The organism is Horticoccus luteus, assembly GCF_019464535.1.
In the GTDB taxonomy this organism is placed as follows: Bacteria; Verrucomicrobiota; Verrucomicrobiia; order Opitutales; family Opitutaceae; genus Horticoccus; species Horticoccus luteus.
This window is the reverse complement of the sequence record NZ_CP080507.1, coordinates 148560-167074: the sequence shown is the minus strand read 5'-3', so window position 1 is coordinate 167074 and position 18515 is coordinate 148560. Positions and strand designations below refer to the sequence as shown.

The following is an 18515-nucleotide window of genomic DNA, read 5'->3' as shown; positions in this document are numbered from 1 at the left end:
ATGCTTCGCGCGCGACAAATCCCGCAAGTCCGTCCACGAATGCCGTCCGCTTTCGGTCCTCTTCCCTTTCTTTCATGAGTCCTTCCGCCCCCGCAGCCCGACCTGCCCGCCGCGCCCTCCCCCAGGAAGTCGGCCTCGCCCTCGTCGTCCTCGTGCTCGGCCTCATCCTCGCCGGCTACGGCTGGCACGACGCTCGTCCCGGGCATCCCAATACGTTTCTCAATTTCGACAACCTCATCGACGGCGTGGCCACGCCGATGTCTTACTACGCCATCATGGCCGTCGGGGCGACCGTGGTCATCATCACCGCCGGGATCGATATCTCCGTCGGCGCGATCATGGCGTTGGCCGCCCTCGGCGGCGCTGGTGCCCTGCAGGCGTTGCCGCCCGATGCGTCCGCCTGGCTCGTCCTCCCCGTCGCGTTGCTCGTGCCGCTCGCGATCGGCCTCGCCTGCGGCTTGATCAACGGCGGACTCGTCGTCGGCCTCAACCTCCACCCCTTCATCGTCACGCTCGGCACGATGAGCATCTTCCGCGGCCTGGCCAACGTCCTGCCTTCGCAGAAAACGCTTCCCGCCGCCGGCCAGCTTCTGCCCGAGGCGTTCACCACCCGTTTCATGCGCGTGGAGTGGTTCGGCCTCCAGCCCATGCCGCTCCTCCTCATGCTCGGCACGATCGCCCTCGGGTGGATTTATCTCCATCTCATGGTCGCCGGTCGCGAGACTTACGCCGTCGGCGGCAACGTCGAGGCCGCCCGCTTCAGCGGTCTCCGCGTCAATCGCATCCTTCTGCGCACGTATGCCCTCTCCGGTCTCTCCGCCGGTCTCGCCGGCATGGTCTCGCTCGGTCGCTTCGGCACCGCCAGCACCAGCACCGGCACGGGCTACGAACTCACCGTCATCGCGGGCGCTGTCGTCGGCGGCGCCAGTCTCGCCGGCGGCCGCGGCACCGCCGTCGGCGCGCTCCTCGGCACGCTCATCATCGCGCTCATCGAGAACGGCATTCTCATCCTTCGCCTCGCGCAGGAATACCGCCTCGTCATCATCGGTCTCGCCATCGTCGTAGCCGTCGCCCTCGAACGCCTGGGCCACCACCTCCGCCAGCGTCGCGCCGCCCGTTGATCCTTTTCTTTTAATCCTCATGAAACGTTCCCTCCGACTCCTCCGCCCCGCCGGCCTCGCCGCCGCCGCCCTGCTCGCGCTCAGCGCCTGCTCCAAAAAGTCCGCCACCACCGCCGCCGCCGCCGCGCCCGCTCAACGCACCGTGCTCATCGGCATCATCGGCAAAAGCCAGACCAACGACGTCTTCCAGGCCGCCCACGCCGGCGCCCGCGATGCCGCCCGCGAGCTCGGCCCGAAATACGGTGTGCACGTCGAAATCGAAATCCGCACGCCCAACGACGAAGATGCCACCAAGCAAGCCGAGGCCATCGAAGCCCTCGCCCGCCGTGGCGCCGACGGCATCGCTCTCTCCTGTTCCGAAGCCAACACCGTCACGCCGTCCATCGACAAAGCCGTCGCCAAAGGCATCCCCGTGATGTGCTTCGATTCCGACGCCCCGCAAAGCAAACGCTTCGCCTACTACGGCACCGACGATGCCTATTGCGGCGCCATCATCATGCAACGCCTCGCCGAGGAGATGGGCCACCACGGCAGCGTCGCGATCCTCGCCGGCAACCAGAGCGCCCCGAATCTGCAAAAGCGGGTGCAAGGCGCCAAGGAGACCCTCGCCAAATATCCCGACATGAAGCTCAACGACCCCGGCGTGTTTTACCACGTTGAGACACCCGAGAAAGCCGCCGAAGCCGTCGCCAACGCGCAGAACGCCAACCCCGGCATCAAGGGCTGGGCCTTCGTCGGCGGCTGGCCGCTCTTCACCGCCGATGCCCTCAAGTGGCCCGCCGGCTCCATCAAGGTCGTCTCCTGCGATGCCCTGCCCGCTCAACTCAACTACATCCGCGACGGCCACGTCGGCACGCTCTTCGCCCAGGATTGCTACGGCTGGGGCCACAAATCCGTCGAAATCCTCCTCGAGAAAATCATGCACGACAAATCCCCCGACCCCGCGCGCGTGATCGATCCCCTCACCGAAGTCACCAAGGCCAACGTCGATTCCTACGCGAAAAACTGGAGCAAGTGGCTCGCCCGGTAATCCGCCGCTCGCTGACCGCCGCCGCGCCGCCTCATGGCCTCCGCCGCCTTCGTCCAATTCCGCGCCGTCACCAAGACCTTTGGCGGCGTCACCGCGCTCGCCGACGTTTCTCTGGCGCTTAACCGCGGCGAATGCCACGGCTTGATGGGCGAAAACGGCGCCGGCAAATCCACCCTCGGCAAAATCCTCGCCGGCATCCATCCACCCGACTCCGGCGAGGTCCTCATCGACGGCCACTCGCACCGCTTCCACTCGCCGCGCCACGCCCTCCAGGCCGGCGTCGCGATGGTGCACCAGGAACTCGCCTTTTGCCCCGACCTCAGCGTCGCCGAAAACCTCTCTCTCGGCCGCTACCCGCGTCGCGCCGCCGGCCTGCTCCTCGACCACGCGGCGATGCACCAGCGCGCCGAAAAACTGCTCGCCGCCATCGGCGTCCACCTCGACGTCTCCCGCCCCATGCGCGAACTCTCCACCGCGCAGGAGCAACTCGTGCAAATCGCCGCCGCCATCGGCACCCACCCGCGCATCCTCGTTTTCGACGAACCCACCAGCTCCCTCTCCGCGACCGACGCCGAATCACTCTTCGTCCTCATCGAAGACCTCAAGAAACGCGGCCTCACGATCATCTACGTGTCGCACCGCATGCCCGAGCTTTTCCGCCTCTGCGATCGCCTGAGCGTCCTGCGCGACGGCCGTTACGTCGGCACCCTCGCCCAAGCTGAAATGACCCACGACGCCGTCGTCCAGTTGATGATCGGCCGCCGCCTCACCGACTACTTTCCTGCTCACGTCAACGCCCCCGCCGGCCCCCTCGTTCTCTCCGTCCGCGACCTCGCCTCGCCCGGCAAATTCCAAAACGTCTCCTTCGACGTGCGCGCCGGCGAAATCGTCGGTTTCGCCGGCCTCGTCGGTTCCGGCCGCAGCGAAATCGCCCAGGCTATTTTCGGCTTGGACCGCCGCGCCACCGGCCGCCTCACGCTCGACGGCCAGCCGCTCCCCCTCGGCTCCGTGACCGCGTCCCTCGCCGCCGGCCTCGGCCTCGTGCCCGAAGATCGCAAGCGTCAGGGCTGCGTCCTCGCCCTGCCCTGCCGCGCCAATATCAGCCTGGCCATTCTCGATCGATTGCGCCGCCTCGGCGGCCTGCTGGATCGCGCCCGCGAAAAAGCCGTGGCCACCGATTACTTCAGCCGGTTGCACATCAAAGCCGCCTCGCTCGACGCTCCCGTCAATTCCCTCTCCGGCGGCAACCAGCAGAAAATCGTCATCGCCAAATGGCTGGCCCGCGGCGGCCGCTTGCTGATCGTCGATGAACCCACCCGCGGCGTCGACGTCGGCGCCAAAGCCGCCATTCACGAACTCATCGACGAACTGGCCCGCGAGGGTCTCGCCGTGATGCTGATCTCCTCGGAGCTGCCGGAAGTCATCAACCTGTCGAGCCGCGTGCTGGTCATGCGCGACGGCCGGCTCGTCGGCGAGCTGACCCGCGCCGCAGCCACGCAAGACTCCGTCCTCCGCCTGATGACCGGCGTCGCCCGCGCCGCCTGACGGGCGCGCCGTCCCGCGGATCGCAGAAAAAGACTCCGTCCGTCCTTTCCGCGCGCGCAGAGTCCCTCCGCCCGCCGCGTCTTGTTGCCCATCCGCCGCCACATCTGGCTGGTGCTCAACTTCGCCGCCCACCAGCCGCTGCTTCGGCTTGTCGCGCCCCCCGCCGGCCCTCCACCATGGCCCCGCTGCCCGCACACCTCTTCGGCATGTCTCCCCCGGACTCCCTCTTTCCTTCCTCCGCTCAATAGGAAGCCATTCATCAACTCTGGGATAAACTCGCCACTTTTCCCGCCGCCCAAGTCGACGAAGCCCCCCGGCACCTCCTCGACGCCATCGCCACGCTGATCGACGCGCAAAACGCCTACTGGATGGGCGTGGTGCGCCTCCCCGGCGCATCCGCCGATCCACTCGGAGGCTGGCGCCCCATGGCGCTCAGCTACCTGCGCCCCCTCCCGCAAAACCAAAATTTCACCGCGCAACGCCTCCGCGCGATCAACCGCGGCCAGACCGACGAATCCGTCACGGCCCAAGCCCGTCTCGCCGGCACCTTCCGCGCCCACCGCCTGCGCGACATCGTCTCACCGGCGTGGTTCGAGTCCGCCTACTATCAAAACTACCTCGACCGCGGCATCCACGACTCCCTCACCGTCGCCCTGCCGGTCAACGCCATGACGGAGTCCTATTACGGCTTCCTGCGGATGCGCCCGCTCGATCCTTTCACGGAAACGCAGCGGCAGATCGCTGCGTATGCGTTGCGCGGACTGCCCGTGTTTCATCGCCACATCCTCCTCGCGCACGGCGTCGGCGTCGCCGCCAAGCCCTTTAGCCCCGTCGAGCGCAAAGCCGTCGCCCACCTGCTCACCGACAAAAGCGAGAAGGACATCGCCGCCGCCCTCGGCGTCACGGCGACCACGGCGCACACCTACATCCGCGACGTGCTCGACAAACTCGGCGTCAAAGGCCGCGCCGGCCTCGCCGCTCTCTGGCTGGGCCAGCCGCCGGATAACAAACCGCGCAGCCTATAGCGCCTTTCGCGGCGCCCGCGGCCTTGCTGTAGAGACCGACTGAGCCCCGCCGACGCTTCGCTTTTAGCCCCCCACCCGGCCGCCTTCCCCTCCCTGATTAGGGAGGTTGTCGGCTCCTCCGCGCTTCGATATAGTGCGGGCAGCGCCGCCCAACCGGCGGAAACTATAACCCCCCTCCTGTTCATGCTTCGCCCACCGTTTGTCCGTCTTGCCACCCTGCTACCGCTGTTCTCCGCGCTCTGTCTTCTGCCCGCGCTCCGCGCCCAGACGATCACCTACAACCCGGACGACGACCGTTCCACGGCCGATGTCCTCACGGGCTCCACAACGCTCGACGTCTCCGGTTCCGCCGCACAATCCGCCACCCAGAGCGGCGTTCTCAGCGGCACCGGCCCCGTCCACAAAAACGGCGCCGCCACCCTCTTTTTGACCGCCGATAACACCTACTCCGGCGAGACGTTCGTCGATGAAGGTGAGCTCACCCTCGGCTCTACTCCGACCGCCACGCCCGCCGGCTCCGTCGCGGGCGGCATCACTCTCGCTGGCGGCACCGCGGTGAATTTTCTCCGCTCCAACGCCGTCACCTTCTCCAACGACATCACCTACACGGGCGACGGGAGCGGCGGCGCCCGGGATGGCGCGGTCGACATCAACGCGACCGGCACCAGCTTCACGCTCGCCGCCGACCACGCGATCAACGCCGGTGTGTTTTACTTCCGCGGCGGCACCCTCAATCTCGATTTGGGCAGCTCGATCAACGCTGGCTACAGCGTGTTCAGCGCGACCAACGGTGCTGATACGGTCGTCAATCTCGCCAACGGCACGACACTCGCCGCATACAACGGTTACACTGCCCTCGGTGGCAACGACACCACCGCCGCCACGAGCACCATGAACATCCTCGCCGACGCGACGGTGGACCTCAGCACCTCTTACCTTGCAGTCGGTGGTTTGAACGCCGGCGGCACCGCCGTCCTCAACATCGGCACAGGCGCCACGACGACCATCGCCTTCGCTCAATTCGGCGGGAATGCCTCCGATACGCTTTCCGGCAATGGCAGTGCCGCCACGATCAATCTCGCGCCGGGTTCGACCCTTAATCTCACGGAGACCTATAACATGGTGATCGGCGGGAGTGGCGGGACTATCGACACTCCTCTCAACGGTGACGGGGGTGACGCCACGATCAACGTCCAGGATGCGACCCTCACATTCGACGATGCCAGAATTATTCTCGGCGGCAGCAGTGACACCATCCATCACGGCGGCAACGCCACCCTGAACCTCGTCGGCACCGGCACCACGCTTAATCTCAACCAAAGAAATGATAATCCCTATACGGAGCTTTATCTCGGCGGCGAGGGGCCCAATAGCGGCAGCGGCACGATCAATATCACCAACGGCGCCACCCTGAATGTCGGTGCCACCTATCTCGGTCTGTATGCCAGCGGCGGCGCAGGCGTCATCACAGTCAGCGGCGCTGGCTCCGCTCTGAATGTCGACGACGGCGAAGGCGGCGGCAGCCTCAGGATCGGTTCCGACGCCTCCGGTGACGAAGGCGCCCACAATGGGGCGGACGGCACCCTGAGTGTCTCCGACCATGCCACCGCCGTCGTGCGGGGCGATTTATACATCGGCGGAAGTGGCGCCGGTTCAACCTCCGAGTCGTTCACGGGCGGCAATGGCACCCTTTCTCTTTCCACAGGCGCCTCCCTCACCGCCACGGTCGGACTGACCGTCGGCGGAGCGGATGTTCCGGAACATTCGGGCTTCGGTGGTTTATCCTTGGGTGGCCCCGCCGGCACCGCCACCGTCAACATCGCTTCGGGTGCCAGCCTCAACTTCACCCAGCAGATGTATATTGGCGGCAATGAGGACAATGACGCGACCGGCAATGGCACCGTCAACCTCGGCGACGGCACGCTCGCCGGTCAAGGCATCGAAGGCAACGTCTCCGCTGACATTATCATCTCGCCCACCGGCACGCTCAATATCGGCTACGACGGCACCTCCGCCACGACTGCTCCCACCCTCACCCTCGCCAGCTACGATCCCGAAGAGAATGGCCCGGCCGAAATCTACAACTCCGGCACCATCAATCTTCGCCATAGCAGCGGCACCTTTACTCTGGCGGCTCCGATGGAAGGCGACGGCGCGCTCAACCAGATCGGTGCCGGCTCGACCGTCCTCACCGGCGACAACAGCGGCTACACTGGCCCCACCACCGTCTCCGCCGGACAACTGACCATCCAGAATGCGTTTGCGTCAACCGTGACCGTCAACGCTGGCGGCAAGCTCGTCCTCGATCCCGCCGGCTCGCTCTCGGAAGCGGTCACCCTCCAGGCGGGCGCGCACTTCGACAACAACGGCACCTACAGCGCCGACCTCACGCTCGGCGATGGCGTGACCCTCGGCGGCAACGGCACGTTCTCCGGCCTCGTCACGGCGGAGTCAGGCGCCCACCTCGCGCCCGGCAATTCTCCCGGCACACTCACCTTCACGAGCGGCCTCACGTTAAACGACGGCGCGATCCTTGATTTCCAACTCGGCTCCACGAGCGATCTGATCGTCGTCAGCGGTGGCTCGCTGGCCGGCTCCGCCAGCGCCGGCGGGATCACGCTCAACCTCTCCGACGCCGGTGGCTTCGCGGCGGGCACCTATACACTTTTCGACTATACCGGTGCGACGTTGAGCAGTTTCGACACCAGCGACTTCACCGTCGGCGACAAAATCGCGGGCTACGATTATCAGCTCACCATGGTGGGTAATTATCTCCAGCTCACCGCCACCGCCAGTGCCATCCCCGAGCCCGCCACCTACGCCGCGATTTTCGGCGGCCTGGCGCTCCTCGGCGCCTTCGTGCGCCGTCGCGTCAAAGTGAAGGTCACCGCGGCGCTCTAAAAGACTCTTGGCGCGTGCGACGCTGCCCCGACAGCGTCGCACGCTCCCGACCAGTCGACCCCGCCGAGCTCCAACGGAAGAGCAAGGCGGATACCGCACAAGTCTGCTGGAGCGTGGCGGTGGTGCTGCCGATCAGAAAGCCGCCGCACTCTTTATCAAACGATGACCTCGTGACTCAATTGGAGGGTGTCGGCGTGGGATAGACTTCCCCTGACGCGGTCACAGATTGCACGAGCAGTGCGAAGCCTGCGAACAGCGAGAGGACGCGGAGGAACCGCCGCTCCACCTTCATCAAGCGAAGAGCCGGATGCAGATTCCGGCCGTAGAATACGAGAGGCTACAGAAGGGACTCACCACGCGACGCTCGCACTGAGGTGGCCGTAGCCGGAGTAGACCCCGCGCGAGGAATCGATGGCCTCAAGCTGCCAGCCGTAGGCGGCGCGGAGGCTAAAGTGGCGGCCGAATTGGTAGTTCACGCCGGGGCCGGCGCTCGCGAGGTCGGTGCTCTCGTTGTCGTGGCAAAGGCGCAGCGACGCGGCATCGATAAAGGCGAACAGGTCCACGCGGTCGCGTCCTTTGAACAGCGCGAAACCGGGCGCGTGCAGCTCCGCACTGCCGACGACGCCCCAGTCGCCGAAGGCACTGCTTTCACGGTAACCGCGCACGGCGGAGGAGCCGCCGCCGTTGAGCTGTTCCGTGCCGAGCAGTGCGCCGGTGGCAAACTGCGTGTCGGCCGAAAGGTTCAATCCCCAGCCGCGGCCCAGCGCGTGCTGATGGCGCAGGCCGAGGCGGGCGTAGGCATAGGCTGCCTTGGCGCCGGGCCGCGAGCCGGCGAAGGCGGAGTCGGTGTTTCGGCCCGTGAGTCCGCCCGGGCTGGCCTCGACTTCGAGTCGCGCATCGTTCTGCCCGCCGAACGCGGGAAACGTCACGCCATAGTTCGCCCCGACTTGCGCGATGTGGGTGACATTGCCGGTGATCGGAATCGCCGCGAACTCGAGGGTGTTGTCGGAGTATTTGAAATCGGCGGTGAAGCTCAGGTCCTGCGTCCAATTCGCGTGCGGCGCGGGCAGCGGAATCTCATAGCGCGCGCCGACCTGCCAGGACTTGCCGCTCTGTGTGAACGGCTCGGGCATCGTGGAGTCGATCGTCGCATACGAACCCTGCAACGTGAGCAGATGGCGCCACGGAAGAAACGCCGTGTAACCTAGCGCATGACTGCGCATGTGCTCGAGCTCCGGATCGGCGGAGAAGCGGTAGTTGAGCAGGTCGCCGCGCCCGAAGGCGTTGCCCCATTGCACGGCGGCCGAGACGCGGTTTTCGTCGGTCGCCTTCGTGCCGGTGTTGTCGTAACCCGCAGTCAGCGAGAGCGGGAATTGCTCCTCGGCCTGCAGCGTGACGCGCGTCGTGCCGGGTTGGGCGCCGGCTTCGATCACGGGCGTCACGCGTCGGAACGGATTGCGGTTCAGCCAGGCGAGGTCGGCGTTGAGTGACGTCATGTCCAGCGCCTCGCCGGGACGGATGTGCAGCCCGCCGGTGTAACGCTCGCGGGCGAACCACTTGTTGCCGTTGAGCCGCACGTCGCCATCGAGCGTCGCCAATTGGACGACGATGCGCACGGTGCCAGCGGTAATGTCCTGCGGCGGCGTATAAACACGCGCGAAGGGTCGGCCGAGCAGCTGGAGTTGCAGGCGGATCGCCATCTCCATCCGTCCGAGAGACGGCACCGACACGGGGCGCCCGAGGAAGATTTTCAAATCCTGCCGCACCGGGTCGTGGTCGAGCAACGGCACGCGGTCGGTATGGATGCCAGGCGCAGCGGGAGCTGCGAGTTCCGCGGGTGACTCCGACGGCAGAAGCACAATGCCGCGCAACGCCGGGATGATCGCCGTCTCTCCGGGCTGGGCCGCGAGATTCCGGCCGGCCACCTCGTCAAAATTTGTTCCGACCTGCGCGCCGAGGCGACTCAGTCCAGCGATGAGCAGGAATAAAAGGACGCGCGTTTTCATGGCGTGGATTTGAGGAGGTCCGCAGAGAGCATCAGGGTCGAAAGCTTCATGTCCTGATCCATCGCACTGCTTTTCAGGTCCGCGATGGAGGTGATCTGTTCACCGGGCGGCCACGATTTGATCAGGTTGTTATAGTCCTGCTCATTCTTGACGCTGTCGCCGATTTGCACGGCGCGGACCGCAAGCACGACCGCCATCGCGATCGCGACGGCCGGGCCCGCGGCGGATGCACCCATGCTCGCCCCCGCCGACGAGGTAAACGTCCCGACGGTTTCGCCCACCGCACTGGTGCTTACGACAAGGGTTCCGGCATGCGGGAAGATCGCGGTCGCAATCGCGGGCACCGACAGGAGCACCGCCGCGCCGGCGCCGGTGCCGGCCCCAGCCCCGAGCGTCGCACCCATATATCGCGCCATCGCATCCTGACTGGCTCCCTCGACGATCGATTTGAAGTCTCCCGGTCCGATGAAGAGTGTGGACAGGCCCGCGAGCTTCGCCCGCTCCGCGTTGGTTTTGACCATGTCCGCGTATTTCTCCTGCGCAATTTTGATGGTATCAGATCTTCTCTGCTCCGTGAGATCGGCGAGCCGGCCCAGAACCTGGCGATCCATCGGGGTCATGTCGGCCACGTCTTTGGCGCGAGACAGATTGACCAAGGCCGGCAGGATGAACCCGAACGCCGTGGCGGCGTCGGCGTCGCCGGAGGCGACCCGGCTGCGCAGATCGTCGACCGACAAAGCCCCGCTCATCCAGTCCGCGAGCATTTGGCGGGCATTCGCAGTCATCGCCTCATAGCTGCTGTCCTTCTGCCCTTTGCCTTTAAGGAGGTCGCTGTAGCTGTCGGCCATCGCCTGCTTCACCGCGTCCGCTTGCCCGGAGAAGGTCGCGAAATAGTTGGCGAAATCGGTCTTGGTCAGCGGCGCGGTGTCGAAGGCCACCTCCGTCTGGGCCGCGATCGTGAGCTTCGTATCGTGCTCCACGTTGACGGTGGCGGGGTCGATCGTGTTCGTGCGGTTGATGATGGTGTTGTTCGTCGTGTTGAGGCGCGACGGATCAATTTGCTGGGTGAGATCGACGTTGTCCTTGGGCAGATCGATCGAGAGTGCGCCCGGCTTGAGATCGAAGGTGAAATAGCGATCGAGCGTTTCCTGCGTCACGCCCGCGGCCGGCACCACGCTCGGCACAACGATGAAATGTCCCGCCGCTCCGCCGCTGGTGTCGGGGTGGCCGATCACACTGAATGCCGGCGAGCCCGCGGGCACTGCGGGCGTGAGTTCGGCGAAGGAGTCGGGGATCTTCGTGCCGAACGCGACGGAATGGTCGGCGGCGGTGATGGTCACGGGGCGCGGCGTCACGTTCAACGAACCCAGCAGAACGGAGATGTTGTAATTCTCGCTGAGCGCCGCGGTGGTCGCCGCATTCGTCGCCGCGGCGGGCACCGGATGGCCGCCCGGGGCGAACGAGGCGTCGTCGTTAAACTCCACTTTCCAGTTGCTCTGCGCCAGCGGTTCGTCGGCCGGAAGAAACCCCGTGAAGGTCAGCGCGAACGGGTTCGCGGCCGTGAGGAGATCGCCGAACGGGCGGTTCGCGGTGCCGACGGCGATGGTGGCTTCAGCTCGCTCCACGGTGAGCGTGCCTTGAGCGAACGTAACCGTGTAGTTGGGCGCAGCGCTTGATCCAAGGATCGGATAGAACCCCGTATGCGAAGCCGCGGTGGCGGTGGAGAACAACGTCAGATCCAACGAGGTGAGCGCATCGTGATTCTTCAGGCCTTGGGCGCTGGCGACGGCGAAAACCGGATTCGCCTGACCGTAGTTGCGGGTGGCGTTGGCGATTGTGACGGTCAAAGGCGCGGGGGTCACCGAGAGCGTGCCGTCCACGAACGTCGCTATGTAGTTGGGCGTGGTGGTCTGCGCCGTGGGCCGGATCGCGTAGGAGCCGACGTCCGAGGACGGGCCGGCGAGCGTGACGAAGCCGTAGTTTTTGACGATGTTGAGTTCGCTGTCGCCGTCGGCGAATCCGGTGATCGACCCGAAGAAGGACGGATTCACCTCGCCGTAAACCTTGGTGCGGTCAGCCGCCGTGAACGTGAGCACGCGCGGTGAAATCACAAACCCGCCACCGGTGAACGAATCGATCACGTAGTTGTGGTTCAGGAGCAGCGGCGAAACGGCATAGGTGCCGATGTCGGTCGTGAGCTCGGTGGGGTTGCTGACTCCGATGACCGCAGCGGCGGTATCGGAAAACGCGAGACCGTGGGCGGTGATCTCATAACTCGTGGGATTGGCGTCGCCATAGCGGCGGCCAGTCGGGGTTATGCCGACGGTCAGCGGTGCGGGGGCCACGCGGAACTCGCCGGTCGCCGAGGGAAGTGTGTAGTTCGAATTGTTGGTGGTGAGCTCGTAAGAGTAGGTGCCGACGTCGGCCGTTAATGCAGGCGTGGTGAAAGCCAGTCCGAGGTTGGCGGAGGTGTCGGTGAGCTTGAGTCCGCTGACCGCCGGCGGGGTGAGATCAGGATTGGCGTGACCGTAAACGCGCGTGAGCTCGATCAGCGGCAGTAACGTCAGCGGAGCCGGCGTGATGGCGAGGGTGCCATACTGCGGCGTGATCGTGTAGTTCCGGTTCGTGACCGTAGGGAAGGTGATGCCCCAGTCACCGACGCCGGACGATGGTGTGGCCTGCGTCGTGAGACCGAGGTTGCCAAAGAGAGCCGGGGTGTCGAACGACGCGAGACCGCTAAACGTAGCGGTGAGGGTTGGATTCGCGTCACCGTAAACGCGGCTTTGATTATCCGCGGTGATCGTCAGTGGTCGCGGTGTGATCGTGAGGTCGCCGGCCTGCGTGGTGACGGAATAATTGGGCGAGATCACCGACGAGAAACCGATGATGCCGTAACTGCCGATGCCCGCGTCGGCGGAGGCGAGCGAGGCGAGGCCGGTCACGCTGACCACGTTCGCGGCGAGGTCGTTATTTTTCAGTCCGGAAACCTGATAACTGAACGCCGGATCCGCGTCGCCGTAACTCCGCGTGGCATTGGCGATGCTCACGGTCAGTGGAGCGGTCAGCACGGACAAGGTGCCTTGGGAGTAAGTGATGCTGTAATTGTCGGCGGTCGCGCCGGCGGCGGTGATGGCGTAAGTGCCGACATCCGAGCTGGGCGTGGCGGCGGTGGTGAGCGAGAGGCCGCTGACGACGGATGAGGACTCGCCGTTCACGAGGCCGTTGAAATTGGCGAAGAGGTTGTTCGCATCGCCGTAGGTGCGCGCCTGGTTAGGCACGGAGATGGTCAGCGGCGCCCGGTTGATCGTGAGAGTGCCGGAAGCATAGCTGATGTCGTATCCGGCGGCCGTGGCGCCAAACGGCGTGATCGTGTAGGTGCCGATGCCCGAGGTTTGCGTGGCGGCCGTGTTGAATTGCAGACCGCTGACCACGGACGACGTTTCGCCGTTTACGAAACCGGTGTAGCTCGCGGTGAATGTTGGATTGGCTGCGCCGTAGGTGCGGGAAAAATCGTCCGCCGAGATGAGGAGCGCGGTGATCTGAGTCAACGTGAGCGTGCCGGGCACGAACGAGATCGCATAGTTGGCTGACGTGAGTCCGGAGGGCGTGATCGCATACGTGCCGGCCGGCGAGGAGAGCGTGGCCGGGGTGGCGAAGGCCAAGGTGCCGGCGAGCGCGGATGACGTCTCACCAAGCACGAAACCGGAGAACGTCGCGTCGAAGTCGGGGTTGGCGAGGTTGATGCGGCGAGTCTGGTCGTTGGCCGTGATCGTCAGCGGTGCGCGGTCGATGGTGAGCGTGCCAGGCACGAAACCAAAATCGTAATTGGACGAGGCGAGCGTGCCAGCGGAGATGTTGATTGCATACGCGCCGGCGCCCGAACTTTGCGTGGCGGTGGCGGCCAACGTCGGCGCGCCGGTGACGTCGTCGGTAACGCCACCGATCAGCCCGCTGCGCGTGAAGGTGAGGGCGGGATTGGCCGCGCCGTAAGTGCGCGCAAAACTATCGGCGGTATAGGTGAGGATCGGTGAACCAGAGGGGGCGGAGAAAAAGAAACGGGAGACGGTGTCGTCGTAGTAATCGTTCTCGTTGTAAGGATGGTTAAAGACCTCCGTGCCGGTCAGTCCGTTCTTGAGCGTGGCGGCGGTCGTATTCGTATAGATGAGAAAGCGGGCGTTGGCGCCGAAGACATCGGGGCCGGCCTCGTTGACGACTGCGCCGCCGGTGGAGGCGAGCACCACGGTGCCCGTCGAGGCGAAGTTGAGGCTGCTCCCGCTTTTAAGCGTCAATGTGCCGGGGGTGATGAATTGCAAGTAGGGCCCGCCGGCGGTGGCGGAATTGAGCGATACGTCGAGCCCGCCTTGCTGATCGAGGATGTAAGCGCCTCTGAGCGTGCCGATGCCGGTGGTGGTGAAAGCGCCGATCGCGTTATTGGCGCCGTCGGCGTAGACGCTCGCGCCACCACCGGAAAGATCCACGTTGAGGGTGTTGACGTTGAGGTTGCCGTTCAAAAACGCGGTTCCGGTCTGCAACGGTGTATCCAAGGTGTAGTCGGGACCGGGGTCAGAGGCCTCGTTAGTTCCGTAGGTCAGCGTGCCAACCGTGATGGTGGCGTTGCTGTCGAGCGTCACTTGACCTTCGATGGGGGGCAGGTCCGTTTCCGGCGGCCGGTCGGCGGTGCGGGCGGTGTAGAGCGCGAGGGTGCTGGCGGCGCCTCCGGTGATGTCGGCGTTGATCGTGATGTTATTGCCGGAGCGAACGGTCAGGGCGTTGTTGGTCGCCCAAGTGACCGCGGCGTTGAACGTGATGTCACCGGTGGAGGTCGAGGTGTCGAGGATGACGTTGGTCGCGGCCAGCTGGTTTTGCAGCGTGGTGACGTTGAGCGTGGCGGGTTCGGTCGTCGCGCCGAAGGTGAACGGATTGGTGCCGCTGGTGCTGGTGCCAGCGTCGGCGTCGGCGCTGATGACGAGCGCATCGGGATCGAGCAACAGGCTGCCGGCGGTGCCGAGTTGCACGGGCGCAACGGGATTAAAATCGAGCCAGTGCTGGCCGGAGACCTCGGCAAAACCGCCGTCGGCACCCGTGGCGTTGAGGGTGCCGAGAAACCGCGTGGCGTCGTCCGACCAGACAATCACGCGCCCGGCCTTCGCGGTCGCAGTGGCGGCGCTGGCATCGAGTTGACCGGTGGACGTGACGACCGTGCGGGCGGCGTTCGCGACGTTGGCGTTGGCCCCATGATAGTCGCCGCCGACGAGGAGGTTGCCGCCGGAGCCGTCGGCATTGCGCGCGGAGACTTGGCCACTCACACCGACGGTGCCGCCATTCGCGGTGAGCAGCACGCGGCCGTTGACGGTGGCCGTGCCCGTGGCGCGGATGACGCCGCTTTGGTTGACCGCGAGTTCGTAGATGCTGCCGCCGGCGGCTTCCAATTGCGCTTGGGCGGCGGCGATGACGCCGGCGTTGTCCACACCGGTTTTCTTCGTCGTGGCGGGCAGGTTGCTCTTGATGACAAAGCCGGTGGCGTCGGGGGCCGCGAGGTAAACCTCGGTGCCTGCACCGAGACCGACGGTGCCGTTGGTCGCGTTGATCTGGCCGGCGTTTTTTACGGTGTGGGCGAACAGCATTACGCTGCCTTCGCGAGCCGTGATCTCACCGTAATTCGCGACGCCGGCGGCGCTGTCGCCTTTGAACGTCAGCGCGCCACCGCGCAGGAAATCCGCATCGCTCACATCAAGCGTGGACGCCATGAAGGCCGCGGTATCGATCACCGCGCCCTGACCGACCACGATGCCCTTGGGATTGATGAGGAAAAGTTTTCCGTCGGCCTGAAGCGTGCCGAGAAGTTGGGTGGGATTGCCGCCGGTGACACGCGCGAGCATGGCGGCGTTGCTGGTCTGGCGAAGGCGGACGAGCTCGTTTTGCGCGATGTCGAAGCCTTGCCAGTTGACGACGGCGTGTTGGGAGCCTTGGGCGATGTTAAGGGTGTTTCCGGAACGGCCGATGGTAACGTCGCCTGCCACGACCTGCGGGCCGGCGGGCAACGCGTAGCCTTGGGGAAGCACCACAAGCGGCGCGAGCGCGGCGATGGCCACGGGGAAAGTGAACGGCGTCAGCCGCGTGCGAAAAAATGCGAGAAAGGGTTGGGTGCGCCGGGCCTTGGAGGAGGGCATTTCGTAGCGGAACCTGATGGCTGCGAAAACGAACGCGATGCGAGCTGCATGAACGGTATCGGATTCTGCACGAACGGAGGAACGCTCCGCCTCCGGTCTATCGTTCGCCGGCGAGTCGGGCGCGGAGGGCGGAAATTTCGCGTCGACTGGCTTCGAAGCGCAGCGCGCCGGGAGCGAGCTCAACGACGCGGTTTTGGCTCACGGACTGAACACGGGCGAGGTTGACGATGGCGTTGCGATGAATGCGCAAAAAAGCGGGCGGCGGCAATGTCTCGTGCCATGATTTGAGCGAACGAAGCACCAGCGGACGGGTGCCATCCGTGAGATAAACGCGGGTGTAGGCGCCGACGGCCTCGAGGACGATGATTTCGCTGGGGTGGACAAAGCGCCGGGCTCCGCTCGAGCGCAGCAGGACGCGTTCGTCGTCGGGCGGCTCGTTCAGTCGCAGCGGAGAGAGCCGGTCGATGGCGTCGGCCAGCATGGCAGGACTGATCGGCTTGAGGAGGTAGTGCAGGGCATTAACGCGGAAGGCCCGGAGCGCGGCGGTGTCGTCGGCGGTGACAAAGATGACCCGGGTGGCGGATCGGATGTCGGGGGCGAGATCGAACCCGTTTTCGCCCATGAGGTGAATGTCGAGAAATACAAGGTCAGGGGCGTGCTCTTGCAGCGCGGCGCGGGCTTCGGCGAGCGTGGCCGCTTCGGCGACCACGTTGATGTGCGGATGGGCTTTGAGCAGGAAGGACAACTCGCGCCGGGCGGGCGCTTCGTCATCGACGATCAGGGCGGTCGGGGGCACGGCTGGTCAGGAGGCGGAGAGCGTGTGGAAGGGAATGCGGAGCGTGGCGCGAACCCAGCCCGGCTCCTCCGTGAAGGTCAGCGAGGCCTGGGTCGAATAACAAACGGCGAGGCGCGCGCGGACATTGTTGAGGCCGACCAACGTCGAAGTGTGGTCAGGCGTGGCGACGGGCTGCACCCAACGGCCGGTGTTGGCCACGAGGATCACGAGCGTCGAGTCTTCGCGGGCTGCGGTCACGTGCAGATGGAGCACGCCGAGCGGCGTCGTTCGCTGGCCATATTTGACGGCGTTCTCGACGAGCGGCTGGAGCAACAACGGCGGCACGCGCACGCCGGCGAGCGCCGGGTCGAGTTGGGTCTCGATTTGCAGACGCGACTCCCAGCGCGCTTTTTCCATGGCGAGATAATCCGTCAGCGCGGTCCATTCTTCGTGCAACGGGATGAGCGGCTCGGTGGCGGGCGCGAGCGCTCGCCGACAAAACGAGGCGAGGTGCGAGATGAGATCACGCGCCTTGGACGGTTCGGTGAGGGTGAGCGAGCGGATCGAGTTGAGGGTGTTGAAGAGAAAGTGGGGGTTGACTTGATAACGGAGAGAATCGAGCCGGGCGCGGGCTTCCCGCAGCGAGGCTTCGAGCGAACGCGTTTGCTCGATGTGCGCCCGGTGGTCGGACTGGCGGCGCTCGGCGGTCAGCGCGGCCATGCTCAGACCGGTGGCGGCGAGCACCCAGAGAAACGCCTGCGTGAACCACGCGATGGCGGGCACGTCTCCCGCGGGGAGAGCACCCGCCGCAACGACCAGTGCCCCGTAGATCGTGGCCAGCACGAGGACGAGGGCCACGGTGGTCTCGGGCGGGTCGAAGCGGGTGGCGGCGAAAATGACAAAGGGGAACACCAGGAAAGCGTAGTTTTCGCCGTGGAATCGAAATACGGCGTTGAAGGCGAACAACCCGAGCCCCACGCCGGCGCCGATCCACGCCAGCGTTTCCAATGGACGCTCGCGGCAGGTCCAAACGCGTTGCCGCAGCGCGAGCAGAAACGGGGTGAGCACGAGGATGGCGGCCCCGTTGGCGAGATTCCAATTACTGATCGCCTGGAGAAATTCAGCGCGCGGATAAGTGCCGTTCAAAACGAGGTAGGCAGGAACCGTGAGCGAGCAGATGAACGGCGCCAACAACGCCGCCCCGCACAACGCAATGACCGCCCGCACGCGGTCGAATCGTCCGTCAAAATGCCCAAAGCGATGCAGGATCCACCAGCACGCGAGCGCCTCCATGATGTTGCCCGCAGCACCGAGGGCGGAATGCGCCAGCGATTGGTCGAAGAAAAGCCACGCGGGCAGAATGCCGCACAGAATCGCCGGCCAGTAGCGCCAGCCGAGGATGAGGAGCCCGGCGACGTTGACGCCCGAGGCGGGCCAGAAAATGAACTCGGCCCCGGCGCTCAATCCTTGCGGCCAGAGAAATCGGCCGAGCGCGAGCGGGAAACTCACCGCCACCGCCGAAGCACCAGCGAAGACCAGCCCGCGGAGAACTGGAGATCGTCGCATCCCTAAGACGCGGTGTTGGACGGGCCTTTCGTCATCAGGATGACCGGCAAGCGAGAGCGGAAGGTTATCGTTGGAAGACACGACTGCGAGGGCGTCCCTTATTGGCCGTCGAACCACCAACGGCGCATCATCCGCTCTGGGCAGAAAGTGTTCTGTCGACGCCCAACTGCATCCCAGTCGGCCAAGATAAGAGCCGCTCGGTCGCGGGGAAAGCGCAGCCCCCAAGCGGTCGAGCCGACGTGGATTTTGAACATTCGCATTTGTTAACCGTCGAGCTTGGCGAAGGAAGTGGGCGGGTCGAGGCCAACGACATGCTTCAGCGGCGAGTAACCGAAATGGACTCAGAGTCGAAACACCCGGTAGCGTCCGCGACCGC

General features: G+C 65.3%; 9 protein-coding genes. 5 read left to right on the top strand and 4 right to left on the bottom strand.

Going from position 1 to position 18515, the window contains the following annotated elements; all coding sequences use genetic code 11:
• Positions 1–74 precede the first annotated feature (74 nt).
• From K0B96_RS00620 to K0B96_RS00600, 5 genes are all read left to right on the top strand, one after another.
• Positions 75–1121 (top strand): ABC transporter permease, encoded by a 1047-nt coding sequence (locus K0B96_RS00620; RefSeq protein WP_220162647.1) that lies wholly within the window; start codon positions 75–77, stop codon positions 1119–1121.
• A 19-nt stretch (positions 1122–1140) separates the two neighbouring features.
• Complete coding sequence (locus K0B96_RS00615; protein WP_220162644.1) at positions 1141–2151, top strand: substrate-binding domain-containing protein; 1011 nt, start codon at positions 1141–1143, stop codon at positions 2149–2151.
• A 33-nt stretch (positions 2152–2184) separates the two neighbouring features.
• The gene (locus tag K0B96_RS00610; protein WP_220162635.1) at positions 2185–3696 is read left to right on the top strand and encodes a sugar ABC transporter ATP-binding protein; all 1512 of its coding nucleotides are present in this window, start codon (positions 2185–2187) and stop codon (positions 3694–3696) included.
• A 374-nt stretch (positions 3697–4070) separates the two neighbouring features.
• Positions 4071–4721, top strand: a complete 651-nt coding sequence (locus K0B96_RS00605; protein ID WP_220162625.1) for a helix-turn-helix transcriptional regulator — start codon at positions 4071–4073, stop codon at positions 4719–4721.
• A 183-nt stretch (positions 4722–4904) separates the two neighbouring features.
• Complete coding sequence (locus K0B96_RS00600; protein ID WP_220162623.1) at positions 4905–7622, top strand: beta strand repeat-containing protein; 2718 nt, start codon at positions 4905–4907, stop codon at positions 7620–7622.
• Positions 7623–7972: 350 nt separating this feature from the next.
• Here K0B96_RS00600 and K0B96_RS00595 read toward each other — a convergent pair whose 3' ends face one another.
• From K0B96_RS00595 to K0B96_RS00580, 4 genes are all read right to left on the bottom strand, one after another.
• Positions 7973–9628 (bottom strand): ShlB/FhaC/HecB family hemolysin secretion/activation protein, encoded by a 1656-nt coding sequence (locus K0B96_RS00595; protein WP_220162621.1) that lies wholly within the window; start codon positions 9626–9628, stop codon positions 7973–7975.
• Entirely contained in the window at positions 9625–15798 is a 6174-nt protein-coding gene (locus tag K0B96_RS00590; RefSeq protein ID WP_220162619.1) for a beta strand repeat-containing protein, read from the bottom strand. Before K0B96_RS00590 ends, K0B96_RS00595 begins: the two co-directional genes overlap by 4 nt.
• 97 nt (positions 15799–15895) lie before the next feature.
• Positions 15896–16594 carry a LytR/AlgR family response regulator transcription factor gene (locus K0B96_RS00585; protein ID WP_220162617.1) on the bottom strand — a complete coding sequence of 233 codons (699 nt, stop codon included), beginning with the start codon at positions 16592–16594 and terminating at the stop codon, positions 15896–15898.
• 6 nt (positions 16595–16600) lie between these two features.
• The gene (locus K0B96_RS00580; protein ID WP_220162615.1) at positions 16601–18139 is read right to left on the bottom strand and encodes an MASE1 domain-containing protein; all 1539 of its coding nucleotides are present in this window, start codon (positions 18137–18139) and stop codon (positions 16601–16603) included.
• Positions 18140–18515: the final 376 nt, after the last annotated feature.